The 17,602-nt window shown below is 39.6% G+C and carries 16 protein-coding genes; 10 read left to right on the forward strand and 6 right to left on the reverse strand.

Translation table 11 applies throughout. The features are described 5' to 3' along the window. Positions 1-12: 12 nt before the first annotated feature. The 5 genes from prpB (at position 13) to AB1H92_RS02635 (ending at position 5,932) form a co-directional block, all read left to right on the forward strand. Positions 13-915, forward strand: coding sequence for a methylisocitrate lyase (gene prpB / locus AB1H92_RS02615; RefSeq protein WP_115360033.1), 903 nt, complete (start codon positions 13-15; stop codon positions 913-915). 330 nt (positions 916-1,245) lie between these two features. Beyond that, entirely contained in the window at positions 1,246-2,274 is a 1,029-nt protein-coding gene (locus AB1H92_RS02620; RefSeq protein WP_115360034.1) for a linear amide C-N hydrolase, read from the forward strand. Between the two features lie 203 nt (positions 2,275-2,477). After that, complete coding sequence (locus tag AB1H92_RS02625; RefSeq protein WP_256594298.1) at positions 2,478-3,221, forward strand: glutamine amidotransferase; 744 nt, start codon at positions 2,478-2,480, stop codon at positions 3,219-3,221. A gap of 308 nt (positions 3,222-3,529) precedes the next feature. Further along, positions 3,530-4,777, forward strand: coding sequence for a NupC/NupG family nucleoside CNT transporter (locus AB1H92_RS02630; RefSeq protein WP_115364019.1), 1,248 nt, complete (start codon positions 3,530-3,532; stop codon positions 4,775-4,777). A 183-nt stretch (positions 4,778-4,960) separates the two neighbouring features. Beyond that, positions 4,961-5,932 carry a LacI family DNA-binding transcriptional regulator gene (locus AB1H92_RS02635; RefSeq protein ID WP_115360035.1) on the forward strand — a complete coding sequence of 324 codons (972 nt, stop codon included), beginning with the start codon at positions 4,961-4,963 and terminating at the stop codon, positions 5,930-5,932. 230 nt (positions 5,933-6,162) lie between these two features. Here AB1H92_RS02635 and AB1H92_RS02640 read toward each other — a convergent pair whose 3' ends face one another. Then, entirely contained in the window at positions 6,163-8,544 is a 2,382-nt protein-coding gene (locus AB1H92_RS02640; protein WP_115360036.1) for an EAL domain-containing protein, read from the reverse strand. 12 nt (positions 8,545-8,556) lie between these two features. After that, positions 8,557-9,735 carry a beta-ketoacyl synthase N-terminal-like domain-containing protein gene (locus tag AB1H92_RS02645; RefSeq protein ID WP_115360037.1) on the reverse strand — a complete coding sequence of 393 codons (1,179 nt, stop codon included), beginning with the start codon at positions 9,733-9,735 and terminating at the stop codon, positions 8,557-8,559. Positions 9,736-9,995: 260 nt separating this feature from the next. Between AB1H92_RS02645 and AB1H92_RS02650 the strand changes: the two genes are divergently transcribed. From AB1H92_RS02650 to AB1H92_RS02660, 3 genes are all read left to right on the forward strand, one after another. Further along, complete coding sequence (locus tag AB1H92_RS02650; protein WP_115360038.1) at positions 9,996-11,180, forward strand: hypothetical protein; 1,185 nt, start codon at positions 9,996-9,998, stop codon at positions 11,178-11,180. A 641-nt stretch (positions 11,181-11,821) separates the two neighbouring features. Continuing rightward, positions 11,822-12,613: a DUF3100 domain-containing protein gene (locus tag AB1H92_RS02655; RefSeq protein ID WP_115360039.1), complete on the forward strand. Its 792-nt coding sequence runs from the start codon at positions 11,822-11,824 to the stop codon at positions 12,611-12,613. A gap of 3 nt (positions 12,614-12,616) precedes the next feature. Next, positions 12,617-13,069: a hypothetical protein gene (locus AB1H92_RS02660; RefSeq protein ID WP_115360040.1), complete on the forward strand. Its 453-nt coding sequence runs from the start codon at positions 12,617-12,619 to the stop codon at positions 13,067-13,069. Positions 13,070-13,133: 64 nt separating this feature from the next. Here the strand turns inward: AB1H92_RS02660 and AB1H92_RS02665 are convergent, their stop codons facing one another. The 4 genes from AB1H92_RS02665 to AB1H92_RS02680 all read right to left on the reverse strand — a co-directional run bounded on the left by AB1H92_RS02665 (position 13,134) and on the right by AB1H92_RS02680 (position 15,082). After that, positions 13,134-14,039, reverse strand: coding sequence for a DMT family transporter (locus tag AB1H92_RS02665; RefSeq protein ID WP_115360041.1), 906 nt, complete (start codon positions 14,037-14,039; stop codon positions 13,134-13,136). 367 nt (positions 14,040-14,406) lie between these two features. Next, complete coding sequence (locus tag AB1H92_RS02670; protein ID WP_082295113.1) at positions 14,407-14,535, reverse strand: YvrJ family protein; 129 nt, start codon at positions 14,533-14,535, stop codon at positions 14,407-14,409. Between the two features lie 69 nt (positions 14,536-14,604). Further along, a complete protein-coding gene (locus AB1H92_RS02675; protein WP_115360043.1) occupies positions 14,605-14,826 on the reverse strand; it encodes a DUF2922 domain-containing protein in 222 nt (73 codons plus the stop codon). Between the two features lie 34 nt (positions 14,827-14,860). Beyond that, entirely contained in the window at positions 14,861-15,082 is a 222-nt protein-coding gene (locus AB1H92_RS02680) for a DUF1659 domain-containing protein (protein WP_115360044.1), read from the reverse strand. 240 nt (positions 15,083-15,322) lie between these two features. Between AB1H92_RS02680 and AB1H92_RS02685 the strand changes: the two genes are divergently transcribed. Then, the gene (locus AB1H92_RS02685; protein WP_115360045.1) at positions 15,323-16,435 is read left to right on the forward strand and encodes an iron-containing alcohol dehydrogenase family protein; all 1,113 of its coding nucleotides are present in this window, start codon (positions 15,323-15,325) and stop codon (positions 16,433-16,435) included. A gap of 15 nt (positions 16,436-16,450) precedes the next feature. Beyond that, positions 16,451-17,275 (forward strand): MetQ/NlpA family ABC transporter substrate-binding protein, encoded by an 825-nt coding sequence (locus tag AB1H92_RS02690; RefSeq protein WP_115360046.1) that lies wholly within the window; start codon positions 16,451-16,453, stop codon positions 17,273-17,275. The last annotated feature ends 327 nt before the right edge of the window (positions 17,276-17,602 follow it).

The following is a 17,602-nucleotide window of genomic DNA, read 5'->3' on the forward strand; positions in this document are numbered from 1 at the left end:
GAGGTTTTTGAAATGACATGGTTAATTGAGAAGCAGCGAACACAAATTGAGTTGGCTGATGAGTTTAGACGTCTGATGACAGATGGGCCAATATTAAAAATTATTGGCGCACACGATGGCATGGCAGGTCTTGTTGCAAAGTCTACCGGTTTCAAATCACTATATTTATCGGGCGGCGCGTTTACTGCAAGCAAGGGACTCCCAGACTTGGGCATCCTTCATTCACAAGAAGTGGCAGAGCGTGCGAGAGAAATTATTCGTGCGACTGATTTGCCGATGCTTGTAGATATCGATACAGGTTTTGGGGGGATTTTGAATGTCGCAAGAACAGCGAAAGAAATGGTTGAAGCGAATGTTGCTGCGATTCAAATAGAAGACCAAGACTTACCGAAAAAGTGCGGCCATCTGAATGGGAAAAAATTAATTTCTGCTGAAGAAATGGCACAAAAGATTAAAATCATTAAAGAAGTCGCACCTTCCTTAGTGATTGTTGCACGTACAGATGCACTATCTGTTGAAGGGATGGATGCTGCAATCGATCGAATGAAAATGTATGTGGAAGCTGGTGCGGATGCTTTATTCCCAGAAGCCTTCACAACAGAAGATGAATTTAGACAGGCGAGTGAAACGTTCGACGTTCCGTTACTTGCAAATATGACGGAATTTGGAAGAACGGATTATTTCACAGCAGATGAATTCGAAACTTTCGGCTACTCGATGGTGATTTATCCAGTTACTTCTCTACGTGTTGCTGCGAAAGCATATGAAATTGTTTTCAAAGAGATATTTGAAAAGGGAACACAGAAAGATGTGTTGCATATGATGCAGACAAGACAAGAGCTTTATGATGAGATTGGGTTGCATGACTATGAGGCGTTGGATGAGCAGATTGCAAAAACGGTGTTGCCGAAATAAAATAGGACATCTGTGCAAGGCAAAATTCCGACAATACACGACAATTGTATAAAAGAAAAGTAAGAATCCTACCACATCAACAGTTGGTAGGATTCTATTTCTTTATTTATTCGAAATGCCGAATTGTCATAATTGTACCGCACACAGGCCTCTTAAATATTATTATTTATATAATAAAATTAATCATTGACATACATAAAAAGGCTTGCTAAACTGTGAAACAAGTAATCGCTTACATAGAATTTCAAATTTAGGTAACCGTTTACATAAAGGTAGATTACTTTAAAAACAGAATCCTTTGTTAGGATTAGTCGAATTGGAGGGATAAAAATGTGCACGGGAATAAAGTTGATGACAGATGAAAATGAAGTTTTCTGGGGAAGAACACAAGACTTTGATCAGGACTTTGATTATGCTGGGATAACAATCCCTAGGAATTGGGATTATCATTCTACCTTTACGCCTTTTAGAACGAAATATGCGGTAATGGGCATCGTATGGGCAGAGCATGATGTGGAGGAAAACCCTGTCGTTTTAGATGGAATGAATGAACATGGTTTATGTGGAGGTTCCTTCTATTTCGACCATTTTTATAAGTATGTTCCAGCAGCCGAAGTAGAAGCATCCGGAAAGATCGGTTTACGAGGCGAAGAAGTTGTCACTTGGATTTTAACGAACTATAAAGACCTAGACGAGATTAAAGAAAACTTGAATAAAGACATTGGCGTTGTTTCTGAGGCGGGGCCAATGATGGGGAAGTCAGTTCCCCAACACGCTGTCTTTCAAGATAAGTCTGGACGCTCGATCGTAGTTGAGCCGACTCGTGAAAATGGTTTTGATATCTACGAAAACAAGATTGGCGTCTTTACCAATGAACCTAATTTTGATTGGCATGTAACCAATTTAAAAACACATTTAGAGCGAAGTACACGTAGAAAATATACTTATGCGATGGAGGAGCCGATCGAACCGTTTGAAATCGATGAGTTTAATACAGGTTTGGCAGGGATTCCATCTGGCTTGAGCCCTGACGCAAGGTTTTTAAGGGCAGCTTATCATAAGCTATTATCTGTCGATGTAACACGTGAGGATGCGCTTCATCAACTGATACATTTGCTTGGCGCCGTCACAAACCCTAAAGGTTCTTTACGTTTGATAAAAGAAAATAAATTCGTATTGCCTTATACGCAATATACATCTTATTATGATGTCAATAAAATGACGCTTTATATTAGATTGTATGAAAATACGAACTTACAAAAGTTAGAATTTAATCTACAAGATGTTAATCACAAAGAAGTTCAATATTATTCATTCCGTAAAGATGAAGTAATCGTCGATCTTCTTCCGCAAGATTGACACAGAGCTAGCAAGATTGGAACATGAGAACATGACATTTTACAAATAAAAACATAGTATCCCCATTTGATATATTTGGGAGAATAAATTAACTTGAATTATGTAACCCTTTACATACTGAAGATATTGAGTGTTTGATAATTTAACAGTAATTTATGATAGATGTGGAACGGGTTACACAAATAGAAATGGAGCTGAAATCATTGAGAGTACTTTTTATTGGAGATTCCTGGACAATTCATATGATTCATACGAAGGGATTTGACAGTTTCGAGAGCACAAAATATGAGGAGGGCGCGACACACCTGCTGAATTGTTTACGCGAAGGTGGCGTTGATGTTGACTACATGCCTGCGCATGAAGTCCAAGTACGCTTCCCAAAAAGTGTTAGTGAGTTAGAAATTTACGATGCGATTGTGATTAGTGATATTGGCGCGAATACATTTTTACTTCAAAATGCGACGTTTTATGACATGGAGTCCGTTCCAAATGCGCTGTCCATGATCAAAGAGTATGTTGAAAATGGTGGCGGCCTGTTGATGGTTGGAGGCTATCTATCTTTTAGTGGAATCGAAGGGAAAGCCAACTATAGCAACACGGTCATCGCAGACGTTCTACCTGTCATTATGAAAGAGGGAGACGACCGCTTTGAAGCACCAGAGGGAGTCCGTCCTCGTAATACAGAAACGAAACATTTTATCACGGAAAATATCGACCAGTGGCCAGCTTACCTAGGTTACAACCGATTTAAGGCAAAGCCAGACGCAACAGTCTTAGTGGAAACAGAGCGGGATCCGTTTTTAGTTTTAGGCGAATATAAGGGCGGTAAAACTGCTTGTTTTGCAAGTGATTGTGCGCCTCATTGGTGGCCAAAACAATCGTTAAACTGGGAACATTATCAAGACTTATGGATTAATATCCTTAAGTATGTGGCGGATGCCAAGTAATTTAAGCACTTTATAAGTTAGCGCGTATCGGCGTGAGAGGTCTCTGAACCATGGGCTTTAAGACCTCTCACAAACGATTAAAGATTGACTAGTTCATTGTGGTGTATACATAAGACTTATCATTCTAGCGTTTCTCAAGGCGATCATTTAGTAAGATTGCGTACAACCTTTTTTACACATCATGTAAGCGGTTACCTATATTGAAGCGACTTTTAACTGTCGATTGAGATGAAGAAGTAGTAATAGAAACCTAGTAATTTTTAGGTGAATTTGATTGATAAAAATAAGAAAATAGAGGTGAAAAAATGATAAATATACTATGGGGTTTACTTGGTGTAATTAGCATTTTAGGTCTAGGGTTTATTTTAAGTAAAGATAGAAAAAACATTCATACAAGGACGATTGTAGTCGGTCTTATTATACAATTTGTATTCGCTTACATTGTATTGAAGTCAACGCTTGGTCGGACGATTTTAGTTGAATTATCATTAGGTGTTCAAGGGATTATTTCGTTTGTAAATGAAGGAATTGATTTCTTATTTGGTCCACTCGTTCGAGATGCTTCGGGTATGATTTTTGTTCTGGAAGTATTAACAGTTATTGTATTCTTCTCTTCCTTAATTTCTATTTTGTATTATTTAGGAATTATGCAGTGGATAATTAATGTAATTGGTGGCTTTTTATCAAAGCTTTTACATACATCGAAGCCAGAGTCGATCTCAGCTGCAGGGAATATCTTTATTGGGCATACGGAAGCACCGTTATTGATCAGACCATTTATTAATAAGATGAGTAACTCAGAAATATTTGCGGTCATGGTCGGGGGTATGGCATCTACTTCAGGTGCAGTGTTAGTTGGCTATTCCTTATTAGGTATTCCACTCGAATACTTATTAGCGGCAAGTTTTATGGCAGCTCCTTCTGGATTGGTCATGTCAAAAATCATGTTTCCACATACAAAAGAAAAGATGGAAGAAATCTTAAATGGATCAGATGCTAAAGATGTAAAAGCAGGGGACGAGCTATTTGGAGATGAAAAACCATCCAACATTATTGATGCTGCTGCGAATGGTGCTGCGACAGGAATGAATATTATTATCTCTGTTACAGCCATGTTGTTAGCGTTTATCTCCCTCATTGCTTTAGTAAATGCAGGATTTGGATTTGTTGGAGGTTTATTCGGTTTTGAAGATTTAACGATGGATTATATTTTAGGGTTTATTCTTGCTCCTTTTGCTTTTCTATTAGGTGTGCCGTGGGATGAAGCATTTCAAGCGGGACAATTTATTGGGCAAAAAATCGTGATTAATGAATTTGTTGCATTTGCTGGATTAGGTCCAATGTTTGATGAGCTGTCACTCAAAACTGGCATGATTCTAAGTTTCGCAATTGCTGGTTACGGTAACTTTGGATCGATCGCTATACAGATTGGAACGATTGGCGGACTTGCTAAGGAACGTAGAAAAGATGCTTCGATGCTAGGTTTGAGAGCGATGATCGCAGGTAGTTTAGCAACTTGTTTAAACGGTGCGATTGCAGGAATGTTTCTTTTCTAGGCAATCGTCATTGTGATTCGTTATACGGTGGTGACAACTCCCTATCACGATTTAAGTGATAGGGAGATATCATTTATTGCCATACTGTTTTATGACAAAATTTCACATATCATATAGAATAAATGATAATCCTATCATTTGTAGTTTTACATAGGGCCTAACTAGGTGGGGGTGGAGGGGTAGATGGTTACTATAAAAAAAGTGGCAGAAGAAGCAGGGGTTTCGGTAGCAACTGTTTCCCGCGTGATTAATCAAAATGGTTATGTGAGTGAAGGAACGTTGAAAAAAGTAAAAAGTGTAATTAAAGAGTTAAATTATACGCCGAATTCGATTGCAAGATCTCTTTATCATAAAACATCAAATATGATCGGTTTAATTATTCCGGACATTACGAACCCTTTTTTTCCGGAATTAGCAAGGGCAGTTGAAGATATTGCCATGAAGTGTGGATACAAAGTTGTGCTTTGTAATTCTGACAAAGATCCAGAAAAAGAAATGAATTATCTGGATTTGTTTAAAGAAAGATATGTAGATGGCATTATTTTGACCACGCAATCCCAGGAATCAAAAGTTTATTCAGATTTAAATGTACCTATCGTTGCGCTGGACCGTATTGGAGATGCATCCTTTCCTTCTGTCGTTTCAAATAATTATCATGGCGCTAAGAAAGCGACTGAATTATTAATGGCAAAAGGGGTAAAAAATATTGCGCACATTAGAGGTCCCAAAAATATCGCTCCATCAGATGCGCGATATCATGGCTTTATCGATGCTGTGGAAGAACAGCGAGTGAACTATACGATCGGTGAGGCAGAATTTCAGCTAGAAGATGCTGAAAGACAAGCCGAACAATTCTTTGACATACATACAGGGATTGATGGCATTTTTTGTAGTAATGATACAATTGCAGCTGGTTTTTTAAAAGTAGCTTTAAAAAGAGGGATTAAAGTGCCTGAGGAGCTTCAAATTATTGGATTCGATGGCTCGTTTTTTGGCGAGTTTATTTATCCAGAATTAACAACTGTATCTCAGCCGATCTATGACATGGGCGCAGTCGCTACTCGATTATTAATCAAAATCATTCAAGGTGAAAAACCGGAAAAGTACTTATATGAAATGCCTGCGACGATTATTGAGCGAGGGACTACTCGATAGTTTTAGTGGTGCCAGTCACTCACTCAATTCGGACACTATTCAGATCATGGTATTAAATATAAAAAGGAACGCTGCCGAATGAAGGTTCGTGGTACCGCCCCCCGAAAGTTAGAGTAATAAATCTAACTTTCGGGGGGCGGTACCTTCGACGGGGTTCCTATTTATATTTATTCAATCACTTTAAATTACCTTAATTGCACCCTATATAGGTACCTTTCAAAGATTCAACCTCAAAGCCATCTTTCTTGAAATTCACTTGCAGGCACTGGAGGGCTGAAATGATAGCCTTGTGCGTAATCACAGCCAATCTCCTTTAAGAAATGATGAGCTTCTTGTCCTTCTACACCTTCAGCGATGACTTTTAAATCGAATTCTTTAGCGATTGCGGTAATCGTTTGAATAATGGCTTTGTTTTCATCGTTTCGATGCATGTTAATCACAAATGATTTATCGATTTTCAATGAATCGAGTGGGTATTTAGTTAAATAGCTAAGTGATGAGTAACCAGTTCCAAAGTCATCCATGGAGAGCGAAATCCCTAGTTTTTTTAATTCAGCTAGCTTTTCACTCATCGACTCTGCATACATCGCAATACTCTCCGTAATTTCTAATACAATCTGGGATGGATCTAGCAAATTGTTCTCTATCGCATTTTTCAACTTCTCTAAAAAAGTTGGATCGAGTAACTGTCTCACTGATACATTAATGCTTACATATATCGGTTGATTGGTTGTTTTTTGCCAACGTGCATGTTGTTCGATAGCTGTATTTAATACCCAGTGGCCGATTGGAATAATCACGCCAGTTTCTTCCGCAATTGAAATAAACTCATCTGGTGGTACTTGACCAAGCACTTTATTATTCCAACGTATAAGAGATTCCATTCCTACAATTTCATTTGTTTTCAAATCCATAATCGGCTGATAAAACAGTTCAATTTCTTCATTCACAAGTGCTGTTTGTAATTGTTTTTCAATCATTACTTTTCTTTCGAATTCTTGCTGCATTTGTGGAGTGAACAGTTGGAAGTCATTTTTTCCTCTTCCTTTTACATAGTACATTGCGATATCTGCATGTTTTATTAATGTATTCACGTCATACCCGTCATTTGGAAAGAGGCTAATGCCAATACTGAGTGAAATAAAGTAATTGCTGCCCTCTAGTACAAAGCTCTCTTTAAATTCGTTTAATACATCTTTGGCGAATCCTTCACTATCTGTTGCAGTGGCGTGTGGAAGTAAGATGGTGAATTCATCCCCACCGATCCGATAAATTTCGGCACTCGGATACTTTCTCTTGAGTAAGTTTTTAATCCGACTTGACACCTCTTTTAATAAGAGGTCACCAGCATCATGTCCGAGTGTGTCATTGATGTATTTAAATCGGTCCAAATCAAGAAACACAATTGCATTTTGACTGTCTTCGGATTTGGCTTTTTCTAGAAGGCTCGACAAATCCTTATTGAACTTTCTTCGATTCGGCAATCCTGTTAATGTATCATGATTAGCTTGGAATTGAATTTCATCTTCAAATTGCTTTCGCTCTGTAATGTCAGTGGATACAGCAAGTAGCGCTGAGCTGTCATGTATATGAATTGGGATTTTGACGGTTTGAACCCATCTCTCTTCACCAGAGGCAGCTTTAATGGATTCTTCTTTAACCAACAGTTGGTCAGTTTGCTTGAATTCATCACTCTTTTGCATGGAGTGAGGCTCTGTATCGTTGTCTTTTTGCAATTCATCATACGTTTTTCCGATCATTTCTTGAGTGTCTTTTCCCATTAACTGGGCATAGGATTGATTGACAAGTGTATAACGGTCAAACTCATCTTTGGCATAAATGTAGTTTGGGTTTAAATCAATCACTTGGAATAGAAACTTCTTTTGTTCTGAAAGTTTCCTATTCATATTATTTACGATATCAAGATGCATTCGACTCGTGAGAATTAAAATTGATAATGCATAAACGAGTAATGCAATCGAACTTGGGTACAATCTTGCCGATGGGAACATATTTAAAGAGCCAATTGCAAATCCAAAGGCAGAAAAAATCATAAAATAAACTAAAAATGATTGTATACTCTTATTTGGTACATGTAGACTAATGAACAAACAAATCGTCATGTTCACAATAGAAAGCATAATATTGAAAATATAAATCCATGACAATTCTCCGTAAACAGGAAAGTAAAAGATACTAGAACCAATGTTCATTAGTTCAATTCGTTGAATTGCCTTATCGCTCCAACTAATGATGTAAACGAAGAAGGCAATTCCGTAGAATAAAAGTACGGTCGATCGATTGATGAACAACTGCCACTTCTTAGCTAAATCTTTTGGCAACATTTCTTGCACAATTGTATAGCCTAAATAAAAAAACGTTGGTGTAATCATGATGGAACCAAAGCGAAAGAGATTAAATAAAAAAAGAATGGTCTCTTTTTCTAGTGAACGATGAGCATACAAAAAAGCAATGTCCAATTGCCAGAGCGTAACCATGATAAGTAGCAGAAATATAATTTTTGAGAGTCTGTTTTTCTCAAATAAAACCAATAGCGTAATTCCCACACCGATGGGAATACAAGATAATAAAATTAGAAAAATATAAAACATAGAGGCCACCTCCTAAGTATGTGTCAATAATAGACAAGCGTAATTCCCACTGCTCCCGTGAGTTGTGATGGCTACGGAATGAACAGCTTGAGGCCTCGTTTCAAAAACAATCGGTACGTCTTGAAATCCATCCCCTTTTGTCTTTGTTGTAGGTCGGATAAACCCGTATTCCATTGATAGAAGGGATGCTATGATTTGCATTGCCCCCATCGCACCAAAGCTATGTCCAATCATTCCTTTTATAGAAGTAATCGGTACCTTCGATTCAAATGTTTTCAAAAGGATGTATCGTTCGATCTGATCATTTGTGTCGACACCAAGGGCCTGACTGTTTACATAAGTCGGCGTCGTATTGCCGACAGTTTCTTGAAAGACATCCAGCATATGCTTCCCTGTATGATCCGAACGTAATAATTTTTGTCCTTCATTTCTTGAGATAACGCGTTCAACCTTCCCATATATCTTTTGACCACGTACCTCGGCGGATTGTTTGCGCTCTAACACAATTAATCCAGCGCCTTCGGATAAAACAAACCCCTGATGTTTTTTCGAAAAGGGGACGCCCGCATGATGAATAGCCGTTTCAGTGGAGAGTATTCTAACTTTCTTAAAGCCATTGAGTGTCCATTGGCCTAAAGGGGCATCTGTTCCTCCCACAATGCAAGCGTCGACACTGCCATTCTCAAGGAGAAGCTTGCCCATAGCTACCGCATCCAAACTAGCGGTGCATCCAGTCGATAATGTGAAGGCAGGCCCGCAAGCACCAATCACTTCTGCGACAGAACCTGACGCCGTGTGCGAATCGGCATAGGAAACACCTTGAATCGGAGTTGTTTTCAAATCGTGAAACTGGGGAGCATATTGTTCAATTTCAAGAATTGCACCCGCAGCAGTTCCTAGAATAACAGCAATACGGTGTGGTTTGATATCCTCCAAATTTGCCATCTTAGCAGCATCTATTGCAGCGGCGATTGCCAATCTAACAAACCGTGGATACCGTTTGAAATTTCTCCCATTGATTTCTAGAAATTCGTCTTCTATGACTCCCGCAACCACATTCGTATGAGGCGGCGTATCACTTTTTACAATGCCCTGTGTACAAATTCCTTTTTTTAATACCTGTAAAAAACTTGATTTGTCATGCACACCAGGGGCTTTTATCCCGTAACCTGTAATTACAATATCGTTCAAAAAACCTTCACCTACAAATTTTAAATATATTTTTTGATCACTAGACTCTCCTATTCTATAGGAAATTACTATTCTTCACGAGTGATATGTGGGAGAAAATATATGGTGCCAGTCACCCATGCAATTCGGACACTATTCAGATAATGGATTAAATGAATATGGAGTTTATAGGTTATTACGCAGGTGCCGTTCAAAAGGCGAATTCCATTAGTTTATTTGAAAGTAAAAGGGGGATAGATGACAACAAAGGAGGGGGTTCTTTGATAGAAAATCGGAAAGAACCGAACAGGCTGCGTCTTGGTCTAGTTTCAGCCCCCGGCTTACCGGCGACCATTTGTCATAAAATTAGCGAGGAATTAGGAGACATCCTTTCTAAAGAAATCGAAAGTGAAAAAGAATGGGAAGTGGAGGTCGAAGTTGATCGGCTGACCGGGGCAGTAGATAAAGTGGAGGAGATTATGAAGCAAGCGGGTAGCCGAAAAGAAGCGAATGATTGGGATTATGTCATTTCTTTAACGGATTTACCGATTTTTGTTGATGGTCTCATCGTTCTGTCAGATGCGGATGTTGACGCATGTATTGCCCAAGTATCTTTACCTGCCTTCGGACTATTTTCTACGCCAAAAAAGATTGAGAAAACAATGATTCAAATTGTGAAAGAACTTTATTACCGCGGTTTCAATAGAGAACTTAGTGTTCCTCTCAATAAAAAAGGGCCTGGTTTTTTAGCGAATGATAAGAAAAGCCGATTAATGAACAGAGTGCCACGCATTTTCAAATTCACAGAAGTGGAAAGATGTGAAGAGCAGGGTGAAAATAATGAGAGAACCGTCCGTTTTTTTACGAATCCCAAAGTGAAAGGCCGTTTAAAAGTGATTTTAGGCATGACAATTGCCAATCGTCCCTGGTCAATCTTGCCTTCATTTAAAAAGGTAGTTGGTTTGGCATTTGCGACAGGTTCGTACATGCTAATTTTCAATACACTTTGGAAACTGAGCAATATTTATGAAATCCCCAGATTTATCGCGTTGACGTCACTGGCGATGATTGGGATGGTTGCTTGGATTATTCTTGCTCATAATCTCTGGGAAAAAAGAACAAATTTCAACTCCATGCGTTTACGGGGATTGTATAATATGACAACCGTCACGACTTTAGGGATTTCTGTTGTTATTTTCTATATCGCGATGTTCATTCTGTTCCTTTTTGCGGTCGCTATATTTGTGCCTGCAAATCTTTTTGAAGAGGTCATTGGGCATTCAGTTGACCTCGTTGATTATCTAAAGCTGGCTTGGCTTGTTTCTTCTGCTGCCACAGTTGCGGGGGCAATTGGCGCAGGTTTGGAAGACCAAGAAGAAGTCCGTAAAAGTACATACGGCTATCGCCAATACCTTCGCTCCAAAGCAGTGGAAGAGCAGGAAGAAGCTAAGAAAGAGGAAATTTGAATAGAACTTGTGCAAGAAACGATTCAGTCAATACACTACAATTGCATGAACAAATAAAGAAATTCGTCCAAGATAACATTTGGCTGAATTTCCTTTTGTGTTTTTATACATTAATACAAATTATTATAAACCTGTTATTGTACAGGTGATTTTTACTTATGCGGATGTTATAATTAATTTATGGTTAAATGTTCGTGTTTGTTTTCGGCGGTTTGAGTAGAGGGTATGACTTTATATGCCTTATCTTCAAACTTAAGAATTCGACCACCCGAAACGGAAATGTACATTGTTCGTGATATTATGTAGTAAGGTTAATTAAGAAATTGAAAAATATGCAAAAAAAGATAGACAAATTACTATTTATTAGATAATATATTCGTATTATAAAAAACAGTTGACCAATGTTGTAGTACAATTCTCATCTGAATTAGTGCCAATTGAATCTGTTTTTTAATAGAAACGTCGGAATATTCTGTTGGTATGAATCGAAAATGGATGGAGAAAACTTTACTTACGATTTTCAATTTGTAACTGTATCATCATCCAGTAAAAAGCATGACGAACTGCGGCATACGTTCTCGGAACATATGCATTGAACAACACCTAGAATAACTAATCTGGCAATTGGGAGATGAATACAAATGAACTTGTGGAAAGATTGGCGCTTGCATGCCATCATTTTAGGAATTGTTATGGTCACTGAATTAATAGGTACACACAAGATATCCATTGGTGGCGGGGTTGTTTTATTGTTACCGATGTTATATGCAATCATCGTTGGTCTAGGCCTTTATTTCACGCCACTCGTGAAGGAAAAACAATCGAAAAATGCTGAGAATCTGGTTTTCTTAGCGGTTAGTTTGTTAATTGCGAAATTCGGGGTCACAATTGGACCTTCTATTAACACAATTTTAGAAGTTGGGCCAGCATTGATTTTACAAGAACTGGGTCACTTAGCGACACTTTTAATCGCTTTACCAGTAGCGATATTGCTCGGAATGAAGCGGGAAAGTATTGGAATGACGCACTCTGTTGGAAGAGAGCCAAACGTCGCTTTAATTATGGACAAGTTTGGACTCAACTCTCCTGAAGGGCGAGGCGTCATGTCGATTTATATTTTTGGTACGATTTTTGGGGCTGTGTTTTTAGGGTTGATTTCTGGAGTCCTCGCAACGATGTTACCGATTCACCCGTTATCCTTTGCGATGGCTTCAGGTGTAGGAAGCGGCAGTATGATGGCTGCGGCGAGTGGGTCATTGGTATCCGCATTCCCACATCTTGAACAGGACATTATTGCTTTAGCCGGTGCAAGTAACTTGATTTCAGCGGCGACCGGTTTATATGTAAGTATTTTTGTTGCACTCCCTTTAACGGAGAAAATGTATGCATTTTTTATGAAGTTACGAAATAAAAAGACGAAGGCGGAGGGCTGACGCATGTTACGAAATATTCAAGAATGGACGATGGTACTCGCAATTATCGGGCTCATCACGCTCGTTGGAAACTGGATTGGCTATAATGTCATGCCCACTCAAGCGCTACCAGGTATGATTTTGCTTATCGTGATTAGCATCGCAGGATTAGCGCTTGATAAGCTACTTCCTTTCAATATCCCAGCAATCGCCTACATCTCGCTTATCGCAATTGTTCTTTCCATCCCAGGAGTACCGGGTTCGGAAACTGTTGTAAAATGGACGTCAGAGGTTAATTTATTGGCCATTACGACACCTATTTTAGCCTATGCGGGCATTGCCATTGGCCGCTCGTGGGCAGATTTCGCAAAGTTAGGTTGGAGAAGCCTAGTTGTCGGGTCGCTCGTCCTGTTAGGTACTTATCTCGGTTCTGCTGTCATTGCTGAGATTATTCTTAGAATGCAGGGAATTATTTAATCGTTGATTTCAATCAAGCAAGAATCCCACCATATTAATATTGGCGGGATTCTTTTAATTTGAATTAAGCGTTTTTATCAGGGGCACTTTCCATTACTTTTCGGAACTTTATTGAATGGAAGTTCATTAAGAATAGACTTATTACCATTAAAGGTAGCCCAATTGCGATGCCGATATGAAATGGTTCATTTAGAAAAATGATACCAAGTAGGATCGATACAAAAGGCACGATAAAAGTTACCATCACTGCGAAAATTGGACCGCTGGCTGAGTTGATGATATAGAAAATCACATAGCCGAGGCCCGAGCTTAAACTGCCTAAAACGAGTAATGATAAGAAAACGCTTGGTGTGCCGACTGTTAGCATTGCTTTTGGTTCCATTAATAAACTGATGGGACCATTGATTAGGATTGCGATTGCTAGCGTCCAAAAACTTAGATGCATGGGCGGAACTGTCGTGTAGTATTTATTCACAAAAATAGAGTTGAGTGCATAACAAGATGTAACGCCGAACATGAGCAACGCATGGACGATTGAAAATTGACTACCGATCGCTTGTCCGGAAAAAAACATCAGCACGACGACTGCGAAAAAACCGATGAGTAGGCTGAAAATTTGATTGCGCAATGGTTTTATTTTCAGTAGAACGATAGAAAATAAAACAGCGAATAAGGGGGTGGTTGCGTTTAAAATCCCACTTAGTCCTGAATCAATCCCTTGTAATGCGAAACCCATAAAGTTCCACGGAATTGCTGCGGCCAAGGCGACGACGAGCAGAAATTTTGGTTGAACTTTAAAATCGATTTTTACTTTTGAAAAGAATAAAAATGGTAAAAGAGCAATCATGCCAAACAGACAACGTAAAAATACAATGGTTGTTGGCTGGAAATAATCTAGGAGTTGCTTCGTCCATAGAAATGAAGAGCCCCATAGTAAACTAAGAAATAATAAATACAAAGTTGATCTCATTCAAACTCGCCTTCATTCTTTTGAAATTTCAGTAGATTGTTGTTCATAATAGCATAGATGGGTGAGAATGTGGAGGGGGAGTTTAGGGGGGGCTCGAATTCCTCTCTTTGACTATTGAACTCCCCGCATTTAAGTTTAAAGTCCGCGTAATTGAACCTGAACCCCGCGTTAGTGCGCGAATCCCTCTTATTGCCTTGTGAATTCCGCGCATTTGATTTTGAACTCCCCGCAAATGTTCCCGAACTCCGCCCCCCCTGTGGCAAAGACATTGAAAGGGAGGACGATACCGTAGTTTGACTATGCATTACAATCGTATGTAATAAAAAAGGAACCCCGTACTTACGGAATTCCTTGAACTTCCACACCCCTACTCACTTTTCAACCCAATCAACGCATCATGAATCGCGCCAAGTTTGGTTTCGATCCGGTGTAATAGGTAGAACGATACGAAAATCGGAAAACCGATATCCTGTATTAATTGCAACCATTGTTCCATCTCGTTTCCTCCTTCCTTCGCATTCATAAAAACCGGTTCACCGAAAACTGGTGAACCGGTTAGACTTTGTTATTCCATGATGAGTAGTTCAGTGACATCGCGCTCGATAATGCGGGCGCTTTTTATTGCTTCTAGTGGATAGTCATCCACTTCGAATATGCCTGAAGCGATGATTGCTTGCATCGCTGCTTCCACAGCCGGTGCTGTCAAATCAGCACGCGGCTCGTCCACTGTCAGCGTAACGTTTTTGCCGTTTTCTGTAGTAAAGTTCAATTGGAGTGTCTTTGCCATTTTTTATCCCCCTTAATTTTCAGATCCTATTTTGTTAATTCCATACAAAAGATGTTTCCACTTTCTCTGCACCGATGAATGGGTACTCCGAAAGCTGTGCGAGTTGCTCTAGTGCGCTGTACAAGTTATCCGCGCTGGCGTCTTTTGCAATGTTGCGGTAGGTCTTTGCCTTACGGATTAATTTTCCGTCTTCCGTCATCCCGGCGTTGAAATAAACCTTTCCAACTGCATCTTTAAAATCGATTGTTGCTGCCATGTTATCACCACCTTTCACCCTCTATATAGAAGAAACGAGGGGAAAAGGATACAAAAATCGTAAAGTTTTTAATTTCTTTAGAAACGAGCGACTAAATCTTCTAGTATTTTGTGAATATTCGATTGACCTTTAGGTAGAATAATAATACAATTATGAATGTCGTAAATAATAATTTTTTGTCGAAAGATATCGATGTGAAGGGGAGTCTTTGTTGATTATAAATGGAAAGGAGAGATGCATATGACGATTTCTATTGTGAAAGGGGCACCTGGACACTACCGGATGGCGGAAGGCGTTCTTGATGACATGGAAGAGTTGCTCGCTGAGTTGGGTGTTGAAAAGATTCATATTGTTACTGGGAAACGTGCTTGGCATGCGGCACGGCCTTACTTGCCTAATCAACTAATAGAAAATAGCAATCTTGGATTTACATATATAGAAGGGTTCTGTACGTTGCAAACCGTTGATGAGATTGCGAGCAAGTTGTCGAGTACAGATGCGGTTATCGGAATCGGCGGTGGGACTGTTCTTGATATTGCGAAGGCTGCGGCAATCAAAGCGGACGTTAAATCGGTCTTAATCCCGACGATTGCTGCCACTTGTGCTGCATGGACGCCAATCAGTGTTTTTTATGATGAAAATGGCACGTTTACGCATTTTACCGAGTTTCCATTGGCGAATACGCTTGTGCTGATTGAGCCTAAGATAATCGCGGAATCCCCGGTACAGTATTTAAGAGCCGGAATTGGAGATACGCTCGCAAAGTTTTATGAGGCAGATGCACTCGTCGATTCATTTTACAAAGATCGTGCAATCCCAGTTTGGCTACAAGTTTCCCAGTTATCCGCGAAGATTTGTAAAGATATTTTGTTGGAGAATGGACAAGATGCCATTGCAGCTGTGACGACAGGAACTGTGACACAAGAACTAGTGAATGTCATTGAGGCCGTTATCATGACAGGCGGAATGGTCGGTGGATTTGGCGGGAAATTAGGCAGAAGCGCAGGTGCACATTCCATCCATAATGGACTTACTGAGGCTGAAGAAGTGAAGGATGTTCTGCACGGCAAACTCGTTGCTTATGGAATCCTCGTTCAATTAGCTTTAGAGGAAAAAGATGATGAAGTTGTGAAGCTAATGGATTATTACCGTGAGTGGGGATTGCCGATAAGTTTGGGAGATATGGGAGTTAATTCTGAGAATGAACAGCTATTAAAAAGAGTTGTTGAAAAAGCAACACTTCCTAATGAAACGATTCATTTTATGAATCAAAAAGTGACAGAAGAAGCGGTACTGTCTGCCATGCGAAAAGTTGAAGTGCTTCAGAAGGATAATAAATTAATACATACATAGAATAGGAGAAATAATATGAAAAAGTGGTTGTTAGCAAGTGTCCTCGTGTTAGTTATCGGCGTGTTAGCTGCTTGCGGTGGCAAAGAAAAGTCCGGCGATGCAGGAGAAGGCTTGTTGAGTGATGGTAAATTAGTAGTTGGTGTTACAGCGGGGCCACATGAAGAAATTCTTGGAAAAGTAAAAGAGCTTGCAGCTGAAGAAGGATTGGAGATTGAAGTTAGGCCATTTACGGATTATGTAATGCCGAACGTTGCGCTTGCGGAAAAAGAAATTGACATTAATAGTTTCCAAACTGAACCGTTTTTCGAAGCGATGAAAGAAGACCGTAATTTGGATCTTCTAAAAGTAGCAGATACAGTGACATTCCCAATGGGGATTTATTCGTCAAAAGTGACGGATCTTGCTGATTTGGAAGAAGGCGCGAAAATCGGATTGCCTGGTGACCCGACAAACAGTGCGCGTGCATTAATGCTCTTTGAGGCAGCAGGTTTACTTAAATTGGAAGAAGGCATGGGGATGAATGGGACAATCCACGACATTGTGGAAAACCCGAAGAACTATGATTTCATAGAACTGGACTCTGCACAAATTGCACGTCAATTGGACGAGCTAGATGCGGCGGCAATTAATACAAACTTTGCAATCGAATATGGCCTATCGCCATCTGAAGATTCTATTTTCAGCGAGACATCTGATTCGCCATATGTGAACTTAATTGCGGTTCGTGCTGAATCAAAAGATGATGAGGTCGTTCAACAATTTATCGATATCTACCGTTCAGAAGAAGTGAAAAAGTTTATCGAAGAAAATTTCGATGGCTCGATCATTCCTTCTTGGTAAAAAACTTGATTCAGCAGAAGTCGCCAAACTCTATCAGTGGCGGTTTGGATGTTAAAAAGTATTTCAAATCAGAGGGAGTTCCAACGCCCTGTACCTGTCGCTTCGCTTTCGGTACAAATGAATTTGCTGATTCAAGTTAAGCCTCCGGCGGATGTCAGGGATTTTGAAAGGAGTTAATTGCGCAAGCGCAATTCAAAATCCCGACGCAATTACGCCGAGGCGTAATTGATATAAAGCACATAAACATGTCGGTTAGGGCGCTTTGGGCGTGAAAAATACATGCTTAGAGCGCGCGATATGTGGGTGTATAAACAATTGGAATGTGAG

The sequence above is a fragment of the Sporosarcina pasteurii genome (assembly GCF_041295575.1).
GTDB classification, from domain to species: Bacteria; Bacillota; Bacilli; order Bacillales_A; family Planococcaceae; genus Sporosarcina; species Sporosarcina pasteurii.